The 18,936-nt window shown below is 60.1% G+C and carries 16 protein-coding genes; 10 read left to right on the top strand and 6 right to left on the bottom strand.

All coding sequences use genetic code 11. The annotated features are described in order from the left end of the window. Both VFE81_RS10950 and VFE81_RS10945 read right to left on the bottom strand, forming a co-directional pair. The coding region (locus VFE81_RS10950) for a branched-chain amino acid ABC transporter permease (RefSeq protein WP_325044614.1) at positions 1 to 726 on the bottom strand (726 nt) is incomplete at its 3' end. Positions 727 to 734: 8 nt separating this feature from the next. Then, positions 735 to 1,598 (bottom strand): branched-chain amino acid ABC transporter permease, encoded by an 864-nt coding sequence (locus VFE81_RS10945; protein ID WP_414695577.1) that lies wholly within the window; start codon positions 1,596 to 1,598, stop codon positions 735 to 737. A 563-nt stretch (positions 1,599 to 2,161) separates the two neighbouring features. Between VFE81_RS10945 and VFE81_RS10940 the strand changes: the two genes are divergently transcribed. Continuing rightward, positions 2,162 to 2,929: a class II aldolase/adducin family protein gene (locus VFE81_RS10940; protein WP_325044612.1), complete on the top strand. Its 768-nt coding sequence runs from the start codon at positions 2,162 to 2,164 to the stop codon at positions 2,927 to 2,929. A 67-nt stretch (positions 2,930 to 2,996) separates the two neighbouring features. Here the strand turns inward: VFE81_RS10940 and VFE81_RS10935 are convergent, their stop codons facing one another. Both VFE81_RS10935 and VFE81_RS10930 read right to left on the bottom strand, forming a co-directional pair. Next, a complete protein-coding gene (locus VFE81_RS10935) occupies positions 2,997 to 4,088 on the bottom strand; it encodes a porin (protein WP_325044611.1) in 1,092 nt (363 codons plus the stop codon). Between the two features lie 474 nt (positions 4,089 to 4,562). Then, positions 4,563 to 5,474 (bottom strand): LysR substrate-binding domain-containing protein, encoded by a 912-nt coding sequence (locus VFE81_RS10930; RefSeq protein ID WP_325044610.1) that lies wholly within the window; start codon positions 5,472 to 5,474, stop codon positions 4,563 to 4,565. Between the two features lie 137 nt (positions 5,475 to 5,611). On the opposite strand from VFE81_RS10930, the gene VFE81_RS10925 reads away from it, so the two are divergent. Then, complete coding sequence (locus VFE81_RS10925; RefSeq protein WP_325044609.1) at positions 5,612 to 6,706, top strand: tartrate dehydrogenase; 1,095 nt, start codon at positions 5,612 to 5,614, stop codon at positions 6,704 to 6,706. A gap of 107 nt (positions 6,707 to 6,813) precedes the next feature. Further along, positions 6,814 to 8,109 (top strand): MFS transporter, encoded by a 1,296-nt coding sequence (locus VFE81_RS10920; RefSeq protein ID WP_325044608.1) that lies wholly within the window; start codon positions 6,814 to 6,816, stop codon positions 8,107 to 8,109. A gap of 146 nt (positions 8,110 to 8,255) precedes the next feature. Here VFE81_RS10920 and VFE81_RS10915 read toward each other — a convergent pair whose 3' ends face one another. Continuing rightward, positions 8,256 to 8,531 (bottom strand): hypothetical protein, encoded by a 276-nt coding sequence (locus VFE81_RS10915; protein WP_325044607.1) that lies wholly within the window; start codon positions 8,529 to 8,531, stop codon positions 8,256 to 8,258. Between the two features lie 179 nt (positions 8,532 to 8,710). After that, positions 8,711 to 9,031, bottom strand: coding sequence for a hypothetical protein (locus tag VFE81_RS10910; protein ID WP_325044606.1), 321 nt, complete (start codon positions 9,029 to 9,031; stop codon positions 8,711 to 8,713). 923 nt (positions 9,032 to 9,954) lie between these two features. On the opposite strand from VFE81_RS10910, the gene VFE81_RS10905 reads away from it, so the two are divergent. From VFE81_RS10905 to VFE81_RS10875, 7 genes are all read left to right on the top strand, one after another. Continuing rightward, complete coding sequence (locus tag VFE81_RS10905; protein ID WP_325044605.1) at positions 9,955 to 11,133, top strand: glycine betaine/L-proline ABC transporter ATP-binding protein; 1,179 nt, start codon at positions 9,955 to 9,957, stop codon at positions 11,131 to 11,133. Beyond that, a complete protein-coding gene (gene choW, locus VFE81_RS10900; protein WP_325044604.1) occupies positions 11,126 to 12,028 on the top strand; it encodes a choline ABC transporter permease subunit in 903 nt (300 codons plus the stop codon). The genes VFE81_RS10905 and choW overlap by 8 nt, the downstream gene beginning before the upstream one ends. 7 nt (positions 12,029 to 12,035) lie before the next feature. Beyond that, positions 12,036 to 13,034, top strand: coding sequence for a GlxA family transcriptional regulator (locus VFE81_RS10895; protein WP_325044603.1), 999 nt, complete (start codon positions 12,036 to 12,038; stop codon positions 13,032 to 13,034). Positions 13,035 to 13,128: 94 nt separating this feature from the next. After that, complete coding sequence (locus VFE81_RS10890) at positions 13,129 to 14,064, top strand: choline ABC transporter substrate-binding protein (protein ID WP_325044601.1); 936 nt, start codon at positions 13,129 to 13,131, stop codon at positions 14,062 to 14,064. A gap of 516 nt (positions 14,065 to 14,580) precedes the next feature. Then, a complete protein-coding gene (locus VFE81_RS10885; RefSeq protein ID WP_325044599.1) occupies positions 14,581 to 17,127 on the top strand; it encodes a type VI secretion system Vgr family protein in 2,547 nt (848 codons plus the stop codon). Positions 17,128 to 17,142: 15 nt separating this feature from the next. After that, positions 17,143 to 17,940, top strand: coding sequence for a DUF4123 domain-containing protein (locus VFE81_RS10880; RefSeq protein ID WP_325044598.1), 798 nt, complete (start codon positions 17,143 to 17,145; stop codon positions 17,938 to 17,940). Positions 17,941 to 17,963: 23 nt separating this feature from the next. Next, positions 17,964 to 18,737, top strand: coding sequence for a DUF3304 domain-containing protein (locus VFE81_RS10875; protein ID WP_325044597.1), 774 nt, complete (start codon positions 17,964 to 17,966; stop codon positions 18,735 to 18,737). Positions 18,738 to 18,936: the final 199 nt, after the last annotated feature.

Here is an 18,936-nt window from a genome sequence, read left to right as displayed (position 1 = left end):
ATGGTCGACGCCGGCCAGATCCGGTGCGAGAAAGCGCACGGAGCCCGCATAGAGACCGCCTGCGAGCCCCGCATAGACGACCGACAGGACAAAGGCCAGCACCTTGTTGCGCATCAGGTTGATGCCGAGCGACTGCGCGAGGCCGTCGCTATTGCGGATCGCCATGAAGGTCCGGCCGAGCAGCGAGTTGACGATGCGATGCATCAGCCACACGCCGAGCACGAGGAACGCGAACACCAGGTAATAGAGCGGCCGCGGGTTTTCAAACGAGACGATGCCGAAACCCGAAGGCGCCGGAATGCCGACAATATCCGTGACGCCGTGCGTGAGGCTGTCCCATTTCTCGATCACGAGAAACATGATGTAGCCGACGCACAGCGTGAAAATAGAAAAGTAATGGCCACGCAGACGCAGCGACACGAGGCCGACCAGCGCGCCCAGTATCGCGACGACGACGCCCGAGGCAATAAACGCGAGCCAGAACGGCACCTGATGATCGACCGTGAGAATGCCCACCGTGTACGCGCCCACCGCCATGAAGCTGCCGTGCGCGAGATTGAATTGCCCCGTGTAGCCGGTGATCAGATTCAGCCCCACGGTGGCCAGCGCGAAGATGTATGCGGTGGACATCACGGTGAGCATGTAGTCGTTGGTGGCCAGAAACGGAAACACGAGACCGAGCACGAACAGCAGCGTCCACCCCAGCTTGCCCTCGAATAATTTCATGACTGATCTCACGATGCGCGCAGTTCCCTGGTGAACAGCCCTTGAGGACGAACCGACAGAATCACCACCAGCAGCACGAAGGCGATGATGTCTTTATAGTCGGTCGAGATGTAGAAGGCGCCGAAGCTCTCTGCCATGCCGATGATCAACCCGCCCACGATCGCGCCCGGCACACTGCCCATGCCGCCGAGAATGATGATCACGAAGGCCTTCAGGATCACCAGTTGACCCATCGCCGGATAGACCAGGTTGATCGGTGCGTACAGCGTGGCTGCTACGGCGGCGAGAAGGCCCGAGATGCCGAAGGTCAGCATCGTGACTTTGTTGGCGTCAATGCCCATCAGCGAGGCGCCTTCACGGTCCTGCGCCATCGCGATGATGCTCGAACCGATCACCGTGTATTTGAGGAAAAGTTGCAGCAGCACCACCAGCGCGAACGCGGCGGCGATGATCAGCAAGCGCTGCAACGGTGCGGTCACGCCGCCCAGTTCGATGATCCCGGCGTAGGGCGTGGCCATGCGGTGAAAGTCCGCGCCCCAGATCGCTTGCGCGCCGGCTTCGAGAAACAGCAGAAGGCCGATCGCGGCGATCATCGGATGCAATTCGGAGGATTTGCGCAACGGATGAAACACCAGCCGCTCGGCGAGAATCGCGAGCACCGCGACCGCGACGCCTGAGCCGATCATGGCGAGCCAGTAGTTCCAGCCGAGCCGGCTCATCAGGTAGAACGAGACGAACGCGCCGACCATGTAGAACGCGCCGTGAGCGAAATTCGGCACCGCGAGAATGCCGTAGACCAGCGTGAGTCCGAGTGCGACGAGGCTGTAGATGCCACCCAGCGTCAACCCGTTGAGAAACTGCTGCAAAAACATATCCACGCTTTTACACCCTCCAACGGAGGCGCGCGGTGCAATTGTCACCCGTGCTTCTGGGGACGCTTCGCCGCACGCCTGACTACGGACGGGACAACAGCCGCTGCTCGAATCCGGCGACCGTTATCGACGGTTGTCGACGGTTTGAAACGCGCGCGCATCGGCAAAAATGCAAACAGCGATACGTAGTGGCGCGAGAGAAATTTGGCACGGGCGTTCGCTTTTCGTCAACAGGTTTTTCCATTTGCTTGTTCTGCATTGCAGATTATTAGGGAAGTCACTTAGACCGCTCGCGCTCCACGCTGGCACGTTTGACGCGCCATACGTCAATCGTAAAAGAACCGTGCCATTGCTTGCATTCCGCATGGATCGACGACCTGCCGCTCACATGCGCGAGCAGCGTCGGTGAAAATGGAAAGTCGGCTTGACTTCACTTTGCACGCCCCAGTATTCTGCAATGCAGAAACTAACCCGCCGCTGACGCGCTCGATACATTCCGGCGCGAGTGCTTCGCAACGCAGCCGTCAACACGATGTTCTTCGCTTTCTCAAGGTGTCCCGCCCATGAACTCCGTACTCGATATCCCCAGCGTTCGTCAGATGGTGTCTCCTGAAGAGTGGCAGGCCCGCGTCGACCTTGCCGCCGCCTACCGGCTGGTGGCTTTGTTCGGTTGGGACGATCTGGTGTTCACGCATATTTCGGCGCGCGTGCCGGGACACGAGCACCAGTTTCTGATCAACCCGTATGGCCTGTTCTTCGAGGAAATCACCGCGTCGAGTCTCGTCAAGGTGGACCATGAGGGTCATCCCGTCATGCCCACGCCGTTTGACGTGAATCCTGCCGGCTTCGTGATTCATAGCGCCGTGCATGACGCGCGGCCCAACGTGAATTGCGTGTTGCATACGCATACGGCCTATGGCGTCGCAGTCGCGGCGCAAGAAGAGGGATTGCTGCCGCTGTCGCAGCAATCGGGTTTCGTGCTGACGAACCTCGCCTATCACGACTATGAAGGCGTCGCGCTGCGCGACGCGGAAAAGGCGAGGCTGGTCAGCGATCTCGGCAACGCCAATTTCATGATGCTGCGCAATCACGGTCTGCTGACCTGCGGACGGACCGTCGCCGAAGCGTTTCAGGCCATGTATCTGTTCGAAACGTCATGCCGTATCCAGATCCTCGCTCAAGCAGGCGGTAAGCTGATCGAGGTACCGCAGTCGATCATCGAGACGATGGGTGAGCAGGCGCGTCAGGTTAGCAAAGGCAAGGGCGCCGATCTGGTGTGGCCAGGTTTGCTGCGTCGTTTGACGCGGCGTAATCCTGGCTACGATCAGTAAGGCCACAATTTCGCATGATCCGGCGCAGCGCTCGCGTGGCACGCCGGCATCCCGCGTTCTGCGTCCACTAGAACATGTGCCGGAGGCCGACGTTCACGCCGGCCGTGGTGCCCGTGGCTTCGTTCAGTGCGTTGTTGACGGACAGTCCGGTGTGCATCGCGCCGTGGTTCGTTACGAAGCCGCCTTGCCCATACACCACGGTGGCCTTCGACAGCGAATACTCCAGCCCGGCGGATGCCAGTATCGAATTGTTCGACGAGTTGTTCCCATCGCGCGTAACCCACACACCCGCGTCGACGTTCAGCGCCGGTGTGATGCGATAACTGGCGCCGCCTGAATAGACGCGATCATTGAACGAACCGGCCACCTTGTACTGTACGTACGAGGCCTTCACGGTCAGGTTGTTGAACACGTAGCTGGCGCCGATTGCACGGCCGTCGAATTCGACCACGCTCGGAATCGCGATCGAGGCAGCACTGCCACCGGCGTTGCCGCTGTAGAGCGCGGCATCGACCGTCAGCGAGCCGAGGTGGTAGCGCAGGCTCGCCGAGTACTGGCGCCCCGCCTGAAAATCCCCGGCTGTGCCGCCCAATGCCATCATCGCGCTGGCTTGCAAGCCAGCGATTTCCGGCGACGTGTACGAAATGCCGTTCGGGTTGAACAGACCGGTCACATAGACGTTATTGAGGTAGGTGATGAGGCCGCTGCCGAAGTACGACATCTCGCGCGGATCGAAGTCGTACACCGCGAGGAAGAAGGGCGAGAACTGCAAACCGGCCTTGACCGTACCGTAGCGGCTGTCGATGCCGACCCACGCCTGCCGCCCGAATTCGTTGCCGTTCGAATTGCTGAGCGAGCCATTGGCAATGCTGATACCGCTTTCGAGTTCGAAGATCGCGCGCGTGCTGCCGCCGAGATCTTCGGCGCCCCGCATGCCGAAGCGCGAACCGGAGAGGCCGCTGTCGGTGAACGAGTATTGGTGACCCGCGCTCTGACCGGTCGTCGCGTTAAGTGTTTTGCTGGTGTAGAGGAGGGAGGCGTCGACGATACCGTACAGCGTGACGCTGCTTTGCGCGTGGGCGCTCTGGGCGGCGCCCAATGCACACAGACCTGCTAATCCGAGAATGGCTCCAACCCGATTGCGATGACTTGCCGGCATGCTTCGTGTCTCCTTGTTTATTGAAATCAATTGAACTGGCGAAGTAATGCGTGTGCTGCAAGATTCTGGCGATCTGTTGCGCGATATGATTTCAATGGGCGATAACAAACCTTCGCAATCTGATCAGGGATGCGAAATAGTGGGTCTGCTGGTGTGCGCCTTGGGTCCGGTTGCGTGCTGCGTTGTCTCCTGATCGCTGGGGCGGCTCGGCGCTGCTATGAACTCATTGATCGCGTGCTTGCGCACAGGATGCAGGCGCAATTTGGCACGACCGTTCGTTCTATGTCAACGAGGGAAATCGCTCGTTTGGACTGCAATGCAGGACAAAATAGGGAAAACACCTGGCGCTATAGCCGTGCTTGATTTGTTCCGTAAGGCTTTGTAATGTAAGGAAGTTGGCGGAATTATCCGGTTTGAATTGCCGGCTGGGCTTGATGCATTAGTTCTGCATTGCAGAACTAGCGGAAGACTGACTCAACGCGCGCCAAGCGTCTCTATCAGCATGTCGACGAATGCCTTGACCCGCGCCGTCATTTGCAACTGTTGCGGGTACACCGCGTAAATGTCGGCACCCGGCGTGCGGTATTCCGGCAATACATGAACAAGGCGGCCATCGGCGAGATACTCCGCGATATCCCATTCCGCCCGCATCAGAATGCCGTGGCCGTCCAGTGCCCACTTCACTGCAATCTCGCCGTCATTGGTGGTGAGGTTGCCGCGCACGCGTACGGTCTCGGTCTTTTCGGTTGCACCGCGTCCGCTGGTCAGACGCCATAGCCCGTAGCCGTCGTCGCCCTGACGAATGCCGATGCAGTTGTGTTGCGATAGTTCTGCCGGGCTGCGTGGTGCGCGCCGTTTGGCGAAATACGCGGGCGATGCACAAAGCAGCCGCCGATTGGACGCGACCCGGCGCGCTATCACGCGAGCATCTGGTGGTTCGCCGAAGCGCACGCAGACGTCGAAGGCGTCGTCGCTGATTGGCGGCGGGTCGACGGAGAGTTGCAACTGCACGTCCACCTCGGGAAAGCGCCGCACAAACCGGGAAATCAGCGGCGCCACGTGACTGCGGCCGAAACCTAGCGTTGCATTCACGCGCAGCAGACCTTTCGGCACTGCTTGCGAGCCGCCGAGCAACTGCGCCAGGTCGTCCATTTCGCTCAGGATGCGCCGCGCGCGCGTCAGATAAAGCTCGCCCTCCGGCGTGAGGCTCATGCGCCGCGTTGTGCGGTTAACGAGCGACACGCTCGCGCGCGATTCCATCTGCGACAGATGCTTGCTCACGGCTGCGGTACTCAAGCCGAGTTCGCGGGCAGCCGCCGTCAGGCTTCCGCTGGCGGCGAGTGTGGAGAAGAAGGCGAGGTCGTCCGGCTGTATCGACGAGGTCATGTTGAGTGGTGCAATGAGCAGCCCGATGAAGTGCCCATTATTAACTTCAGGTTAAAGATGCTTTGAGTCTAACAGCGTTTTCACGAGTGGTCCCCGTTCTAGGATGCAGCCATACGTTCAATATCATGGAGACGCCAGTGAAGACCTATCGCATCGCAACCATCCCCGGCGACGGCATCGGTAAGGAAGTCGTTCCTGCGGGCCAACGGGTTCTCGAAGCCATCGCTGCGCGAAGCGACGCCTTCCAGTTCGAGTTCGAGAATTTCGATTGGGGCGGGGATTTTTATCGCCAGCACGGTGTGATGATGCCGGCCGACGGACTCGATGCCATCCGCAACAAGGATGCAATTCTGTTCGGCTCGGCGGGCGATCCGCATATTCCCGATCACGTAACGCTCTGGGGCTTGCGCCTGAAAATCTGTCAGGGCTTCGATCAGTATGCGAACGTGCGTCCCACCCGCATCCTTCCCGGCATCGACGCACCGTTAAAGCGCTGTGGGCCGAAGGATCTCGACTGGGTGATCGTTCGCGAGAACTCCGAGGGTGAGTACTCCGGCGTAGGCGGACGCGCACATCAGGGCCATCCGATCGAAGTGGCCACGGACGTTTCCATGATGACCCGCGCGGGCGTCGAGCGTATTCTTCGCTTCGCATTTCGCCTCGCCCAGTCGCGGCCGCGCAAGTTGCTGACGGTGGTCACCAAGAGCAATGCGCAACGCCACGCCATGGTCATGTGGGACGAGATTGCTCTGGAGGTCTCGAAGGAGTTTCCCGATGTGACATGGGACAAGGAACTCGTCGACGCCGCCACCGCCCGCATGGTCAATCGTCCCGCAACGCTCGACACGATCGTCGCCACGAACCTTCACGCGGATATTCTGAGCGATCTGGCAGCGGCACTGGCCGGCAGCCTCGGTATCGCGCCGACCGCGAATCTCGACCCCGAGCGCCGCTATCCCTCGATGTTCGAGCCGATTCACGGCTCGGCGTTCGACATCATGGGCAAGGGTCTCGCCAATCCGGTCGGCACGTTCTGGTCGGTTGTGATGATGCTCGAGCATCTCGGAGAAATGGTCGCTGCGCAACAACTGATGAATGCGATCGAGCGCATCACGGCTAACCCGGCGCTGCACACGGGCGATCTCGGCGGCACGGCGACAACAGCGCAGGTGACCGACGCGGTCTGCGCGATCCTCGCAGCGGAACCGGCGGCTGAATTCAAAGCGGCTTAACGCGCAATACGCGACGCGCAATGCACAGTGCGCAACGCGCGCATGACACAAAAAAACATAACGCCCGGACGAGCACGTCACGGGCGATTTAAAGAATGGAGACTGGCATGACCAATGAATTGCAGGCCCGTGTGGTTCGCAAGCTGACGTGGCGAATTTTGCCCTTCGTCATGCTGCTTTACTTTGTCAGCTTTCTCGATCGTGTGAACGTCGGCTTCGCCGCGCTTACGATGAACAAGGACCTCGGACTCTCGCCGACCATGTTCGGGCTGGGCGGCGGCATTTTCTTTCTTGGGTACTTTCTATTCGAGGTACCTTCGAACCTCATTCTGAACAAGGTCGGTGCGCGCATCTGGATTGCACGCGTAATGGTGACGTGGGGGCTGGTGTCAGCGGCTTCCGCGTTTGTCGTCGGACCGAACTCGTTCTATACGTTGCGTTTTCTGCTTGGCGTGGCCGAAGCCGGTTTCTTTCCCGGCATCATTCTTTATCTCAGCCAGTGGTTTCCCGCACGGCAGCGCGCGGTCGCGGCGGCGGCATTCATGGCGGCTGCGCCTTTGTCGACGGCAATCGGGTCGCCCATTTCAGGCGCCATCATGCAGATGCCGGCCCTGTTCGGATTGAAGGACTGGCAATGGCTGTTCATCATCGAAGCGATTCCTGCTGTCGTTCTCAGGTTCGTGGTGTTGAAAGCACTCACCGATTCGCCAGAAAAGGCAACGTGGCTTGCCGCGGATGAAAAAGCGTGGCTCGTCGCAACCCTGCGCGAAGAACGCGCGGGACGTGAATCGCAGGCAGGACATGCGGCAGGTGCGCTGGCGGCACTGCGCGACCCGCGCGTGTGGATCATGTCGATGATTTACTTCGGCACGTCTGCGGGTCTTTATACGCTCGGGCTATGGGCGCCGCTGATCATTCGTCAATTCGGCTTTAGCGCGCTTGGCACCGGCGCGTTGAATGCGATTCCCAGCGTGCTGGCTGTGATCGGCATGGTGCTGTGGGCTCGTCATTCGGATCGCACTGGCGAACGCACGTGGCATGTGGTGCTTCCGTGTATTGCTGCGGGCATTGGGCTCGCATGGGCGGGTTTTGCGGATACGATCGTTGCGGTGGTGCTGGCACTGATCTTCGTGAACGTGGGCATTAGCGCGGCCAAGGCGCCGTTGTGGGCCATGCCGAGTAGTTTTCTCTCGGGTGCCGGCGCGGCGGCCGGTATTGCCATGATCAACTCGATCGGCAACCTTGGCGGTTTCGTCGGCCCGTTTGCAATTGGCTGGCTGAAGAGCGTGACCGGTGGATATGCTGCCGGACTTTATGTGGTGGCGGCGAGTCTCGCGGTATCGGCCATGCTCACGTTGGCTATCGGCCGGCGAGGATATCGGACGGCTCCCGCGCCGCAATGATCTCGCTGGTTGTCCGGTCGATTTCCTGATCGAAGATGTGCCTCGCTTCCGCGCCGATTTTTGTCCGCTGACTTACTGCGAGTAATCGACAGCGCGTGGGCAGCGCGTGGGCAGCACGGAAGCGCAGGGCATCATCGCGCGGGGATTCAATGATCGAATACGCGGGAGTGCTTGCCCACGAAGTGCATCATCGAAGATTGCGACGTACCTGCGGCAGGTGCGCCGTAACCCGAGCTGTCGCCGGATGCCTTGCGCGAAGGCTGCTGATACTGCGTACCGGGCTGACTGTTCTGCATGTCGTGCATCGAGACGGCGGGTGCAGGTGTTGTGTCGTTCATCGGTGGGCTCATCTGCTGGGCAAACGACAAGGTCGGGATGGCGAGTATCGAAACAATGAGCATGACGTGTTTGAGTGCTTTCACGGTGGTTCTCCAAGAGAGTGATGGTGCCGCGCCGGCCATATCGGTCGATGCGTGTCCACAGAGTAAGCAGCTTTGCTTAACTTCTCCTTAGGGGCGCCCAAACAACTTTCTTCAACCTTCTTCCGCATTTCGAAGTACAGGCTGTAGCGCCAGTCGATGCCGGCGCCACCTCGTTTGTTTCAATCCCCATCCCAGCCGCGACGCTCGCGCCATTCGCGCTCGTGCTCCTCATGCTCATGGTGGCGCCACTGTCGTTCGCGCCATTCCTGCCGCTCGTGCCATTCACGGGCACGCCAGTCGTCGCCATAGCCGTAGCCATATCCAACGACTGGTGGAGGCGCGTAGACGACCGGCGGAGGCGCGATATAGGTCGGTTGCGCGGGCACGAAAACCGGCCCGGGAATGCCAATGCCGATGCCCACGTCGACGTGGGCGGAAGCGACTGTGGAAGCCACTAATATCGCGCCGCCGAGAATTGCTGATAATAGGTTCTTGCGCATACTTTTCGTGTCGCCAGATGGGTGCAGGCGATGATAGTGAAGATGCTGCGCAGTGTAGGCAGGGCCGCGGTTTGCAGGTGCAAGAGGGATGCGAGATTGGTAACACGGAGTAACGCCGCGCAGCCTTAAGGTTGCCGTAATGATTCCCGTGCACCATAAACCGGCCAGACCTCCGGTTTCTCCCCGCTGCGTCCAAACCAGCGATGCTGTTTTCGTCACGACCCGCAATCAATCGCCCGGTCGTGCCATGTCAAATCTTGCCGACTGATATCCACGTTTGATCGGGGAACGCAATGGGTTTTTCTGCTGAAGCTTGGTCGCTCGCGCGCCTGTGGTGTATGTACCCGGTGCTGGGCGGCATTGCGATCTGGTATTTTTCGCGGGCGGACCGTCTGCTGCAGGCTGTTCGCACGCGAAATTGAGCAACGACTCATCGATCAACGGGTGTCCCCACGAGTGCGCAACGACGCCCGCTGAGCAACCGCGCGCCTGCTGCATTGCGGCAAGTGCGCCTTCCACTTCCCTGACACCGCTGTTTTCTCCGCCAAACCGCATTCACTTGCTCTGGCGCGACATGCACGTCTGACCACCCGAGCACCCGAAAAACCTTATCCAGCAAGGGTTTGCCCGCCGTCTGGCGGCGCCCGGGCGACAGCGGTGTCGCATTTCCACATGTGGTTGTCGCAAATAGTCGGCTAGGCATACTTTTTTCTGGCAACTATGTATGCACAGCGCGGACAGACGTCCGCCACTGCAGCAAACCATCTTGCATGTGACCGAAGTAAGTGCTTTGCGTGGGACCAGAGTAAGCGTGAAGCGCTCACTCTGGCCGATAGCTAAAGCGCTAACTCCGGTCGACAGCGTTGCATGGGACCGGAGTAAGCGCTAAAGCGCCAACTCCGGTCGACATAGGAGAGCATTCAATGAATTCCCCCAAGGTCGTGGTCGAAGGGCTGTGCAAAGTGTTCGGCACCAACCCGAAACAGGCGATCGGCATGCTGGCAGGCGGCGCAACGAAAGAGGAAGTCTTCGCGCGCACCGGTCAGATAGTCGGCGTCCATAACGTATCGTTCGAAGTCAGGGAAGGCGAGATCTTCGTGCTGATGGGCCTCTCGGGCTCCGGCAAGTCGACGCTGATTCGCCTGATCAATCGTCTCGTCGAGCCGACCGCCGGCAAGGTGCTGATCGACGGCCGCGACGTGGCCAGCGTGCCGCGCTCGGAATTGACGGCGCTGCGCCGCAAGGACATGAGCATGGTGTTCCAGTCCTTCGCGCTGATGCCGCAGCGCTCGGTGCTGTCCAACGCAGCGTTCGGACTGGAGGTGGCGGGCATCGGCAAGAAGGAGCGCGAGAAGCGCGCCATGACCGTGCTCGAACAGGTCGGCCTCGCGCCGTTCGCGGAAAAGCTGCCGGCCCAGCTGTCGGGCGGCATGCAGCAACGCGTGGGACTGGCGCGGGCGCTGGCGGTCAACCCGTCGCTGATGATCATGGACGAGGCGTTCTCCGCGCTCGATCCGCTCAAGCGCAAGGAAATGCAGAACGTGCTGCTCGAACTGCAACGCGAGCAGCAGCGCACCATCCTGTTCGTCTCGCACGATCTGGAGGAGGCGATGCGCATCGGCACCCGGATCGCGATCATGGAAGGCGGCAAGGTGGTGCAGATCGGCACGCCGCAGCAAATCATCACGAATCCCGCCGACGACTACGTGCGCGCGTTCTTCGAAGGCATCGACACCAGCCGCTATCTGACGGCCGGCGACCTGATGCAGACGGACGCCGTGCCGCTCATGCAGCATTCGCCGCAGATCGACGCCTCGAGCGTGGCCGCGACGCTGAACGGCAGCGCCGAATACGCGTTCGTGCTCGACGGCGAGCGCAAGATTCGTGGCTTCGTGTGCCGCGATGCGATGGGCAGTGCGTCGCCGCGGCTCAATCACATCGAATGCATCCGCCGTACTACGCCTCTGGACGACGTCGTGGAACGCGTGGTGGCGAGCCGCGCGCCGCTGCCGGTCGTCGAAGCGGACGGCTCCTATTGCGGTTCGGTCAACAAAACGAACGTGCTGAACGTTCTCACGCGCCATCGAGGTTCCCATGTCTGAAGTCATTCCACTTGGCGCCTGGGTCGATCACGGCGTTCACTACCTGCTCGACCACGACGCAAAAACGTTCGATTCCATCGGCAAAGTCATCGAGAGTTTTGCCGCGGTGATCGAGCATGGTCTGCAAGCCGTGCCGATGTGGGCGCTGATGGCGTTTTTCGTCGGTATCGGTTTGTGGCGGGTAGGCTGGCGTTTCGCATTGTTCACGTTGCTGGCGATGCTGCTGATCTATGGCACCGGCTTCTGGGATCAGATGGTGATCACACTCGGTCTCACGCTTTCGTCGACCCTGATCAGCCTGCTGCTCGGCGTGCCGCTCGGCATCTGGACCGCGAAGAGCCGTACCGTCGAAATGATCGTGCGCCCCGTGCTCGACCTGATGCAAACCATGCCGGCGTTCGTCTACCTGATTCCGGCGGCGATGCTGTTCGGTCTCGGCCGCGTGCCGGGGATCCTTTCCACGGTGATCTTCGCCATGCCGCCGGCTGTGCGCCTGACGTCGCTCGGCATCAAGCATGTGAATCGCGAGATCGTCGAAGCAGGGCAGGCGTTCGGCTGCACGCCCTTGCAGTTGCTCTACAAGGTGCAGTTTCCGAACGCGCTACCGTCGATCATGACCGGCGTGAACCAGACGATCATGATGGCGCTCTCGATGGTGATCATCGCCTCGATGGTGGGCGCGGGTGGTCTCGGCAACGACGTGCTGGCGAGTATTCAGCGGCTCGATATCGGGCTCGGCTTCGAAAGCGGCCTTTCAGTGGTGATGCTCGCGATCATTCTCGACCGCATTACGGAAAGCTTTGGCCGTACGCCAGGCACCGCGCGGGCGCCGTTGCTGTCGGGCCTGCGCAGTGTCATGAAGGTGCGCAGGGCGCCGGCGGCGCAGCACAGCTGAGCCGCCTATGAAGCGCGACGCGATCTCTCCTGTCGAGGTTCAATCCGATTCGCCGCTGTCCAGACTCGCGCACTTTGGCTTTCTGACGCTGCCGAACTTTTCGATGATCGCGTTCACAAGCGCGGTCGAAGTGCTGCGCATGGCCAACTATGTGGGCCGCGCGCAGCACTACACGTGGTCGGTGATTACGCCGGACGGCGAACCGGCACGAGCGAGCAACGGCATCACCGTCAAGCCGACCACGACGCTGGCCGAAGCGGGTATGCCGGATGTGCTGATCGTCTGCGCCGGCTGGCATGTGCGCGATTACGTGGACGATACGGTGACCGCATTGCTGCAGGACGTTGCGTCAAAAGGCATTCCGCTTGGCGGCATTTGCACGGGACCGTACGCGCTGCTGGCTGCAAACCTGCTTGACGGTTATCGCTGTACCGTGCATTGGGAAGATATGTCGCCCTTGCACAAGAGCTACCCGCATGTGCGTTTCGCCGATGAACTGTTCGTGATCGACCGTGACCGGATGACCTGCACCGGCGGCACCGCGCCGCTCGATCTGATGCTGAAGCTGGTCGGCATGCGCCTTGGTCACGCAGTCGCGGCGCAAGTGTCCGAGCAGTTCATCGTCGAGCGGATTCGCGGTTCGACCGATTACCAGCATATTCCCGTCGACGCGCGGGTCGGCTTCTCGCGTGCTGAACTGATCGAAGTCGTGCGCTTGATGGAAGCGAATATCGAAGAACCGTTGTCGCTCGACGAACTCGCGCGGCTCGTGCATCTGTCGCAACGTCATTTGCAGCGCATGTTCAAGATGTTTCTGAGCGTGTCGCCAACGCACTATTACCTGACCCTGCGTTTGCGTCGTGCGCGTGAACTGCTGCGCAATACGGATGCGTCGATCGCGCGGGTAACGGCCGTGTGCGGCTTTCATTCGCCGTGTCATTTCAGCAAGGCCTATCGCGCGCAGTTTGGTCATGCGCCGAGCGTCGAGCGGCGACTGTCGGCGTAAATGAGTTGACGTCAATGAAGTCGACGCAAGAAGTCGCACTTTGAAAATCCGACTATTAAAACCAGTGAAGCATCAATCACCCTAAGGGAACGCCATGAAACGTTTGTGGGCTGCGTCGTTGTGCGCGCTGTCGGTGTCATCTGTCCTTGCCGCGGAACCTGCCACCTGCCGTGACGTCCGGTTCGCCGATGTCGGCTGGACCGATATCGCGGCGACTACCGGTCTCGCCTCGACGGTGCTAGAAGGGCTCGGCTACAAGCCGACCAAGACTATTGCCTCGGTGCCGATCACCTTCGCGGGTGTGAAGAGCAAGCAGATCGACGTGTTCCTCGGCTACTGGTCGCCGACCATGGATCCGATGATCGATCCGTTCAAAAAGGCCGGTCAGCTTACCGTGCTGCCCACGCCGAACCTGACCGGCGCGAAATACACGCTGGCTGTGCCGGACTACGCGTATCAGGCGGGCATCAAAACCTTCACCGACATCGCGAAGAACTACGACAAGCTTGACGGCAAGATCTACGGCATCGAACCGGGTAACGACGGCAATGCGCTGATCAAGAAGATGATCGACAGCAACCAGTACGGCCTTGGCAAGTTCAAGCTGGTGGAGTCGAGCGAGGCGGGCATGCTGGTCGAAGTGAATCGCGCGGTTCGCGACAAGAAACCGATCGTGTTTCTCGGCTGGGAACCGCACCCGATGAACGTGCAGATGAAGATCGATTATCTGTCCGGTGGCGACGACGTGTTCGGCCCCAACTACGGCGAAGCCAGAGTACTGACGGTCGTCCCGAACGATTACTCGACGCGATGCCCGAATGTCGCGAAGCTCGTGTCGAACCTGCACTTCACAACGGATATCGAGAACCACGTGATGCTGCCGATCATGAACAAGACGGATCCGAACAAGGCAGCGAAGGATTGGCTGAAGGCGAATCCGGGTGTGCTCGATAAGTGGCTTGCGGGCGTGAAGACGTTTGATGGCAAGGATGGGTTGCCGGCAGTGAAGGCTTATGTAGCGGGTAAGTGAGGCGTTGGCTGAACGCCGGACGCATTTGCCCAAAACTCGAGCTCAGCACGAGCGGCAATAGCCTTTGTGACACCATCGTTTGACGCCAGCGTGTGCTCCGGCCACTAAACCACTCGGTTTGGTTCGACCGGACGCACACACTGACACCACATGCCAATACGCCGCATGACCCCAAAGGGAACCTGACGCAAGGTTACGGTCCGAGCTTCGGTGAAAACCATAAAGGCTGTGAAGTTTTGTAAAAATAGGACAAAAGCAGACCGCTCTCATAGCAGTTCCCTTAGCCTTCGGTTAATTTCATCACGAGACAACAAAAAGGACTGCTCGTGATGTCAGAGACCGAACGACTTATCGTCATACGGCCGATGCTCGGCTGCCACACCATCTCCCATCTATCGTCACGCCCCTGACCCGGCTCGGGTTATCCACGGGGCGAACAGACGGTCCTTTCCCTGCTCGTAACGCATTAACCATCCGCCACGCCGACCTTGGCGCGACGACACACGGCTCAAGATTATGTCCATTCTTATCCAGCCCCGTACCTTGGCGGTTTCGGGTTCCGCGTTGCCCACTCATGGCCTCGATGGTCTGCCGGTCCTCTGTCCCGTGCGTCTGCGCGGCACCGAAACGCTCGGCAAACTGTTCGAGTACACACTCGTATTGAAGACGGCAGACGCGCTGGCCTTTGCTCCGAGTGTTGCAGCCAACATCGAACTCGACAAACTGATCGGCACCGAGGTCACTGTGTCGATCGAGCTCGAAGGCAATGGCCAGTTCTTTCAAGGCATGTCGGGGCAAACTGATTCGGGGAATGCAGGTGCGCAGACTCGAGAAATTACCGGCGTCGTTACGTCCGCGCGCATTGTGCGCGAGGAAGACCGCTCGATCGTTTACGAGTTGGTGTTGCGTCCATGGCTCTGGCTTGCCACGAAGAACCAGAATTGCCGGTTGTTCCAGGATCTCGACGTCGTGGAAATCACGGAGGCGGTGCTGTCAGCCTATACGTTCCCTGTGGAGAAACGTCTCTTCGGACCCAGTCCACGAACGCCGTATCCCAAGCGTGATGTCCAATGCCAGTACTGGGAAAGCGACTGGACGTTTCTTCAGCGGCTCTGGGAGGAGTGGGGCATCTATTACTGGTTCGAATATAGCGATGGCAAACACCGCCTGGTGCTTGCCGACGCGATGGCCGCGAACCATCCGCACGATGAGGGGTATGGCACGATCCGTTATCAAGGGCCCACTGGTCAGCGCCTCGATAGGGAACATGTTCACACGCTGGCGGTGCAAAACGGACTGACAGCTGGATCCGTATCGAGCGTCGATTACGATTACACGCGGCCGCGCGCAGACTTGACAGCGAAATACGAAGACCCGCGCGACACCGCGCAGGCACGGCAGGAGATTTACGCTTGGGGCGATTTTGCGCAGCCTCAGGCGGGTGCAACGGGGCTAACGGGCGAGCGTAACCAGCCACAGAGCGAAGCTGAACATCTATCGAGGGTGCGGTTGCAGGCGTTTCGCTGCGTCGGATCGCGGGCGAAGGGCCGTGGCAACTTGCGCAGCCTCGTGGTCGGCCGGACCTTCGCGCTGACGCACTATCCGCAGACGGCCGCAAACCGTGAATACCTCGTGGTTTCCGCGACGCTCGATATCGAGGAGACCGGCGAGGCAAGCGGTACGGGGCAGCGCTACCGTTGCACGACGGACTTCGAGATTCAGCCGGCCAGCGAGACGTTCCGGCTCGCCAGAACTATCGAGAAGCCGCGCACGTCTGGCCCACAAAGCGCCACAGTGGTCGGTCCCGAGAACCAGGAAATCTGGACTGATGCCTATGGCCGGGTGAAGGTGCAATTCACCTGGGACCGGCGGGGCTTGCACGACCAGCGTTCGAGTTGCTGGGTGCGCGTGTCGTCACCGTGGCAGGGCAACCAGTTCGGCGCGACGCATCTGCCTCGTATCGGCGAGGAAGTGCTTGTCGATCACCTCAATGGTGACCCCGACCTGCCGATCGTGACAGGCCGCGCTGTCAATGCGTTCCAGCCACCGGCGTGGACGCTGCCGGACAACCAGGCGCTGTCGGGGTTTCGCAGCCGCGAGCTCGGTGGTGGCCGATCGAATCACCTCGTCCAGGACGACACGCCGGGCGAAATCCAGACGCAACTGTCCAGCGATCACGGCGCCTCGCAACTGAGCCTCGGTTTCCTGCGGCGCGTTCTCGGCAATAAGGGGCGGCAGGACGCGCGTGGCGAAGGCTATGAACTGCGTACGGACTTTTGGGGCGTGCTGCGCGCCGCGAAGGGGATGCTCGTGACGACCGAGGCACGACAGGATGCGCAATCCCATGCGAAGGACATGGGTGAAACGGTGGCGCGACTCAGGCAGGCGTTCGATCTCCACGAAGATCTGGCTGGACTCGCGCAGCAGCATGGGGCGCAGCAGAGGGACGCTGACCAGAGCGACGTTACGAAGGTTATCAAGGAGCAGAACCATGGGCTGTGCGGTGGCACGCCGACGAATGACAACGCATTCCCCGAGTTTGCGGAACCGCATCTGACGCTTTCAAGCCCCGCGGGTATTCAGACCACCACGGCGGCCAGCACGCACATTGCGAGCGACGAGAACCTCGCGCTGACGACCGGAGGTCATGTCGCCGTGGCAACAGGCGCATCGTTTTTTGTGAGCGTTGCAAATGCTTTCTCGCTGTTTGTGCACAAGCTCGGTATCACGCTCGTGGCAGCGTCAGGGAAGGTACGTGTCGAGGCGCAGAACGACCGGGTCGAAATCATTGCCCAACGGGCGATCGAGATCATGAGTACGGACGGCTGGATCGAGTTGAAGGCGAAACTGGGCATCCGCATCAACGGTGGCGGCTCGGAAGTGGAGATCACGCGGGGTGGCATTGTTGGCTCTACCGTGGGCTCGTCACTAGTGCATGCAGCCAGCCATGGTTGTGCGGGGCCGATGACAAAGCCTATCGTCTTCCCGGGGCGTCCCGAACGATTCTGCGAACGCTGCTTCCTGATCGCCGCGCGCTCGGGTAGTGCGATCGTGCCACAGTGATACGAGCCGCCCGCCATGAACGAATCTATCCGCGAATTTGTCCTGTTCGATGCCGCAATCCTGCAAGCGTCGGCGCACTTCGAAGCATTGACTCACTGTCCAGGTGCGGTCTCGCTGTACGGCGATTTATCTTCTTACGATGCGCACCGGTTCGGTCCGTGGCTGATCGAGGCCCACACCTTTGACGTGATCGTGTCCGCGAATACATCGCTCGCCGTGCCGTGGCGATATGGAGTCAGTCGATTGACCAGTGGGGCAGACCTGAGTGAACTCGTCGCGCACCTCGAATCGCAACGCACTATCGCGATGGCTGCTGGTGACCGCTATTACCTGAGGTTCGCGGACACGCGCGCGCTTGCCACGTTGGAGCGCTTACTGACATGCGAACAGAAACGGCAGTTGAAGGGACCGGTTGCCCGTTGGCGGTATCTGGACCGCTTCGATGCGGAGCGGGAGTTCGGTGAGGCAGTGTCGAGCGAGCCACGTCGTCAAGACATGATTGTGCTGTCGGAGGCACAGGGCGAGCGTCTGTTCGAACTGCAGTTCGCCCAGACGCTGGCTGACGATGTGCACGCGACTAGTGGCGGCGAACTTCATCCGCATCTCATTGCCGCGCAATACCGATTGATTGAGGTGGCCGCGTCGTTCGTCCTGGAGCAGGGCATCGAACCGTTCGAAGTGCAGCGCCATGTTGCTGCCGTCACTGTGAAAACCGATGGCGCGCTGCTGAGCGACGCGAGATTTCTGGAGGTGGTCAGGTCGGTGCGTGCGTCAGGGCGTTGGCACGAATTGATGAAGTGGTGCGGTGTTTAGAAAGCTCGGATTTGGAGTTGAGGATGAGAAAACGTTTTTGCCGGAGCTTGGTAGCTGCGTTCGGGGTGGTCTTGATGAGTGCGCTCGCTGCCTGCGAGTCGTTGGGCAAGGAACCGACTTTTGGTGCGGACCTGACTGGCATCGATCATCTGGCGGATTACCTCAGCGTGTCTGATTTTTCGGTGAATGGCGCGTGGGGCGCTCAGGCAGGCAAGGGAGGACGTACGACTTGTTGCGCTGTCATTCCGGAGAAATGGCATCCGGGCTTAAAGGCGCATGTGAAGTGGAGCGTAAGCGACTGGAAGCACGGCGGTGGTGATTTCCATGAGGCCGACGTGCTGGTCGACCCGTACGCAAGGCTGGGCCATATGTGGGTGCATTTCCTCGCCGATGGCTCGGTGCGGATCGTGGTGACCGATATCGGCCCGTATGCGCCTGATTATCCCGGGCCGCACGACCCGATCCCGCAGAAGGAGCCTTGGTCCATGTATCCCCCGCGCATTGATAACCGCGACATGAATGAACGCTTCGTGGATATCGACCTTTTCAAACAACAGTGTGCGTCGGCGGTGACTCCCGAAGCGTGCGAAAAAAATTTGGAGAAAAGGTCACTCGACGAACAGCTTGTGGATGCCCGCCGCTACCTGCCCGTATGCGCCTCAACGGCTGTTGACAAACAGGATTGCATCAGATCGGCGGAAGAGCACATGCGTGCCGCCCGTTGGGCGAGACGGTGTCAAGACAAGCCACATCTGCCCGCCTGCGCCACAGTTAAGGTCGTGCCGACAGTACGTTGATCGTGCGAGCCATACCGATTTCTCTATGAAAAGGTGAAGATGAAAAGACGTATTTGCGGAAGATTCGTAGCTGCGTTCGGGCTGGTCTTGATGAGTGCGCTTGCTGCCTGCGAGTCGTTGGGCAAGGAACCGACTTTTGGTGCGGATCTGACGGGTATCGATCATCTGGCGGATTACCTCAGCGTGTCTGATTTTTCGG

It is taken from the genome of Paraburkholderia sp. (genome assembly GCF_035656215.1).
Classification (GTDB): domain Bacteria; phylum Pseudomonadota; class Gammaproteobacteria; order Burkholderiales; family Burkholderiaceae; genus Paraburkholderia.
This window is presented reverse-complemented; position numbering and strand designations above follow the sequence as displayed.

What these genes read in the sequence shown, in the direction of transcription:
- VFE81_RS10885 (WP_325044599.1), top strand. Translation starts at nt 14,581, where the DNA reads ATGTCCATTCTTATCCAGCCCCGTACCTTGGCGGTTTCGGGTTCCGCG.
- VFE81_RS10905 (WP_325044605.1), top strand. Translation starts at nt 9,955, where the DNA reads ATGAATTCCCCCAAGGTCGTGGTCGAAGGGCTGTGCAAAGTGTTCGGC.
- VFE81_RS10935 (WP_325044611.1), bottom strand. Translation starts at nt 4,088, where the DNA reads ATGCCGGCAAGTCATCGCAATCGGGTTGGAGCCATTCTCGGATTAGCA.
- VFE81_RS10930 (WP_325044610.1), bottom strand. Translation starts at nt 5,474, where the DNA reads ATGACCTCGTCGATACAGCCGGACGACCTCGCCTTCTTCTCCACACTC.
- VFE81_RS10875 (WP_325044597.1), top strand. Translation starts at nt 17,964, where the DNA reads ATGAGAAAACGTTTTTGCCGGAGCTTGGTAGCTGCGTTCGGGGTGGTC.
- choW (WP_325044604.1), top strand. Translation starts at nt 11,126, where the DNA reads ATGTCTGAAGTCATTCCACTTGGCGCCTGGGTCGATCACGGCGTTCAC.
- VFE81_RS10945 (WP_414695577.1), bottom strand. Translation starts at nt 1,598, where the DNA reads ATGTTTTTGCAGCAGTTTCTCAACGGGTTGACGCTGGGTGGCATCTAC.
- VFE81_RS10940 (WP_325044612.1), top strand. Translation starts at nt 2,162, where the DNA reads ATGAACTCCGTACTCGATATCCCCAGCGTTCGTCAGATGGTGTCTCCT.
- VFE81_RS10910 (WP_325044606.1), bottom strand. Translation starts at nt 9,031, where the DNA reads ATGCGCAAGAACCTATTATCAGCAATTCTCGGCGGCGCGATATTAGTG.
- VFE81_RS10880 (WP_325044598.1), top strand. Translation starts at nt 17,143, where the DNA reads ATGAACGAATCTATCCGCGAATTTGTCCTGTTCGATGCCGCAATCCTG.
- VFE81_RS10895 (WP_325044603.1), top strand. Translation starts at nt 12,036, where the DNA reads ATGAAGCGCGACGCGATCTCTCCTGTCGAGGTTCAATCCGATTCGCCG.
- VFE81_RS10890 (WP_325044601.1), top strand. Translation starts at nt 13,129, where the DNA reads ATGAAACGTTTGTGGGCTGCGTCGTTGTGCGCGCTGTCGGTGTCATCT.
- VFE81_RS10920 (WP_325044608.1), top strand. Translation starts at nt 6,814, where the DNA reads ATGACCAATGAATTGCAGGCCCGTGTGGTTCGCAAGCTGACGTGGCGA.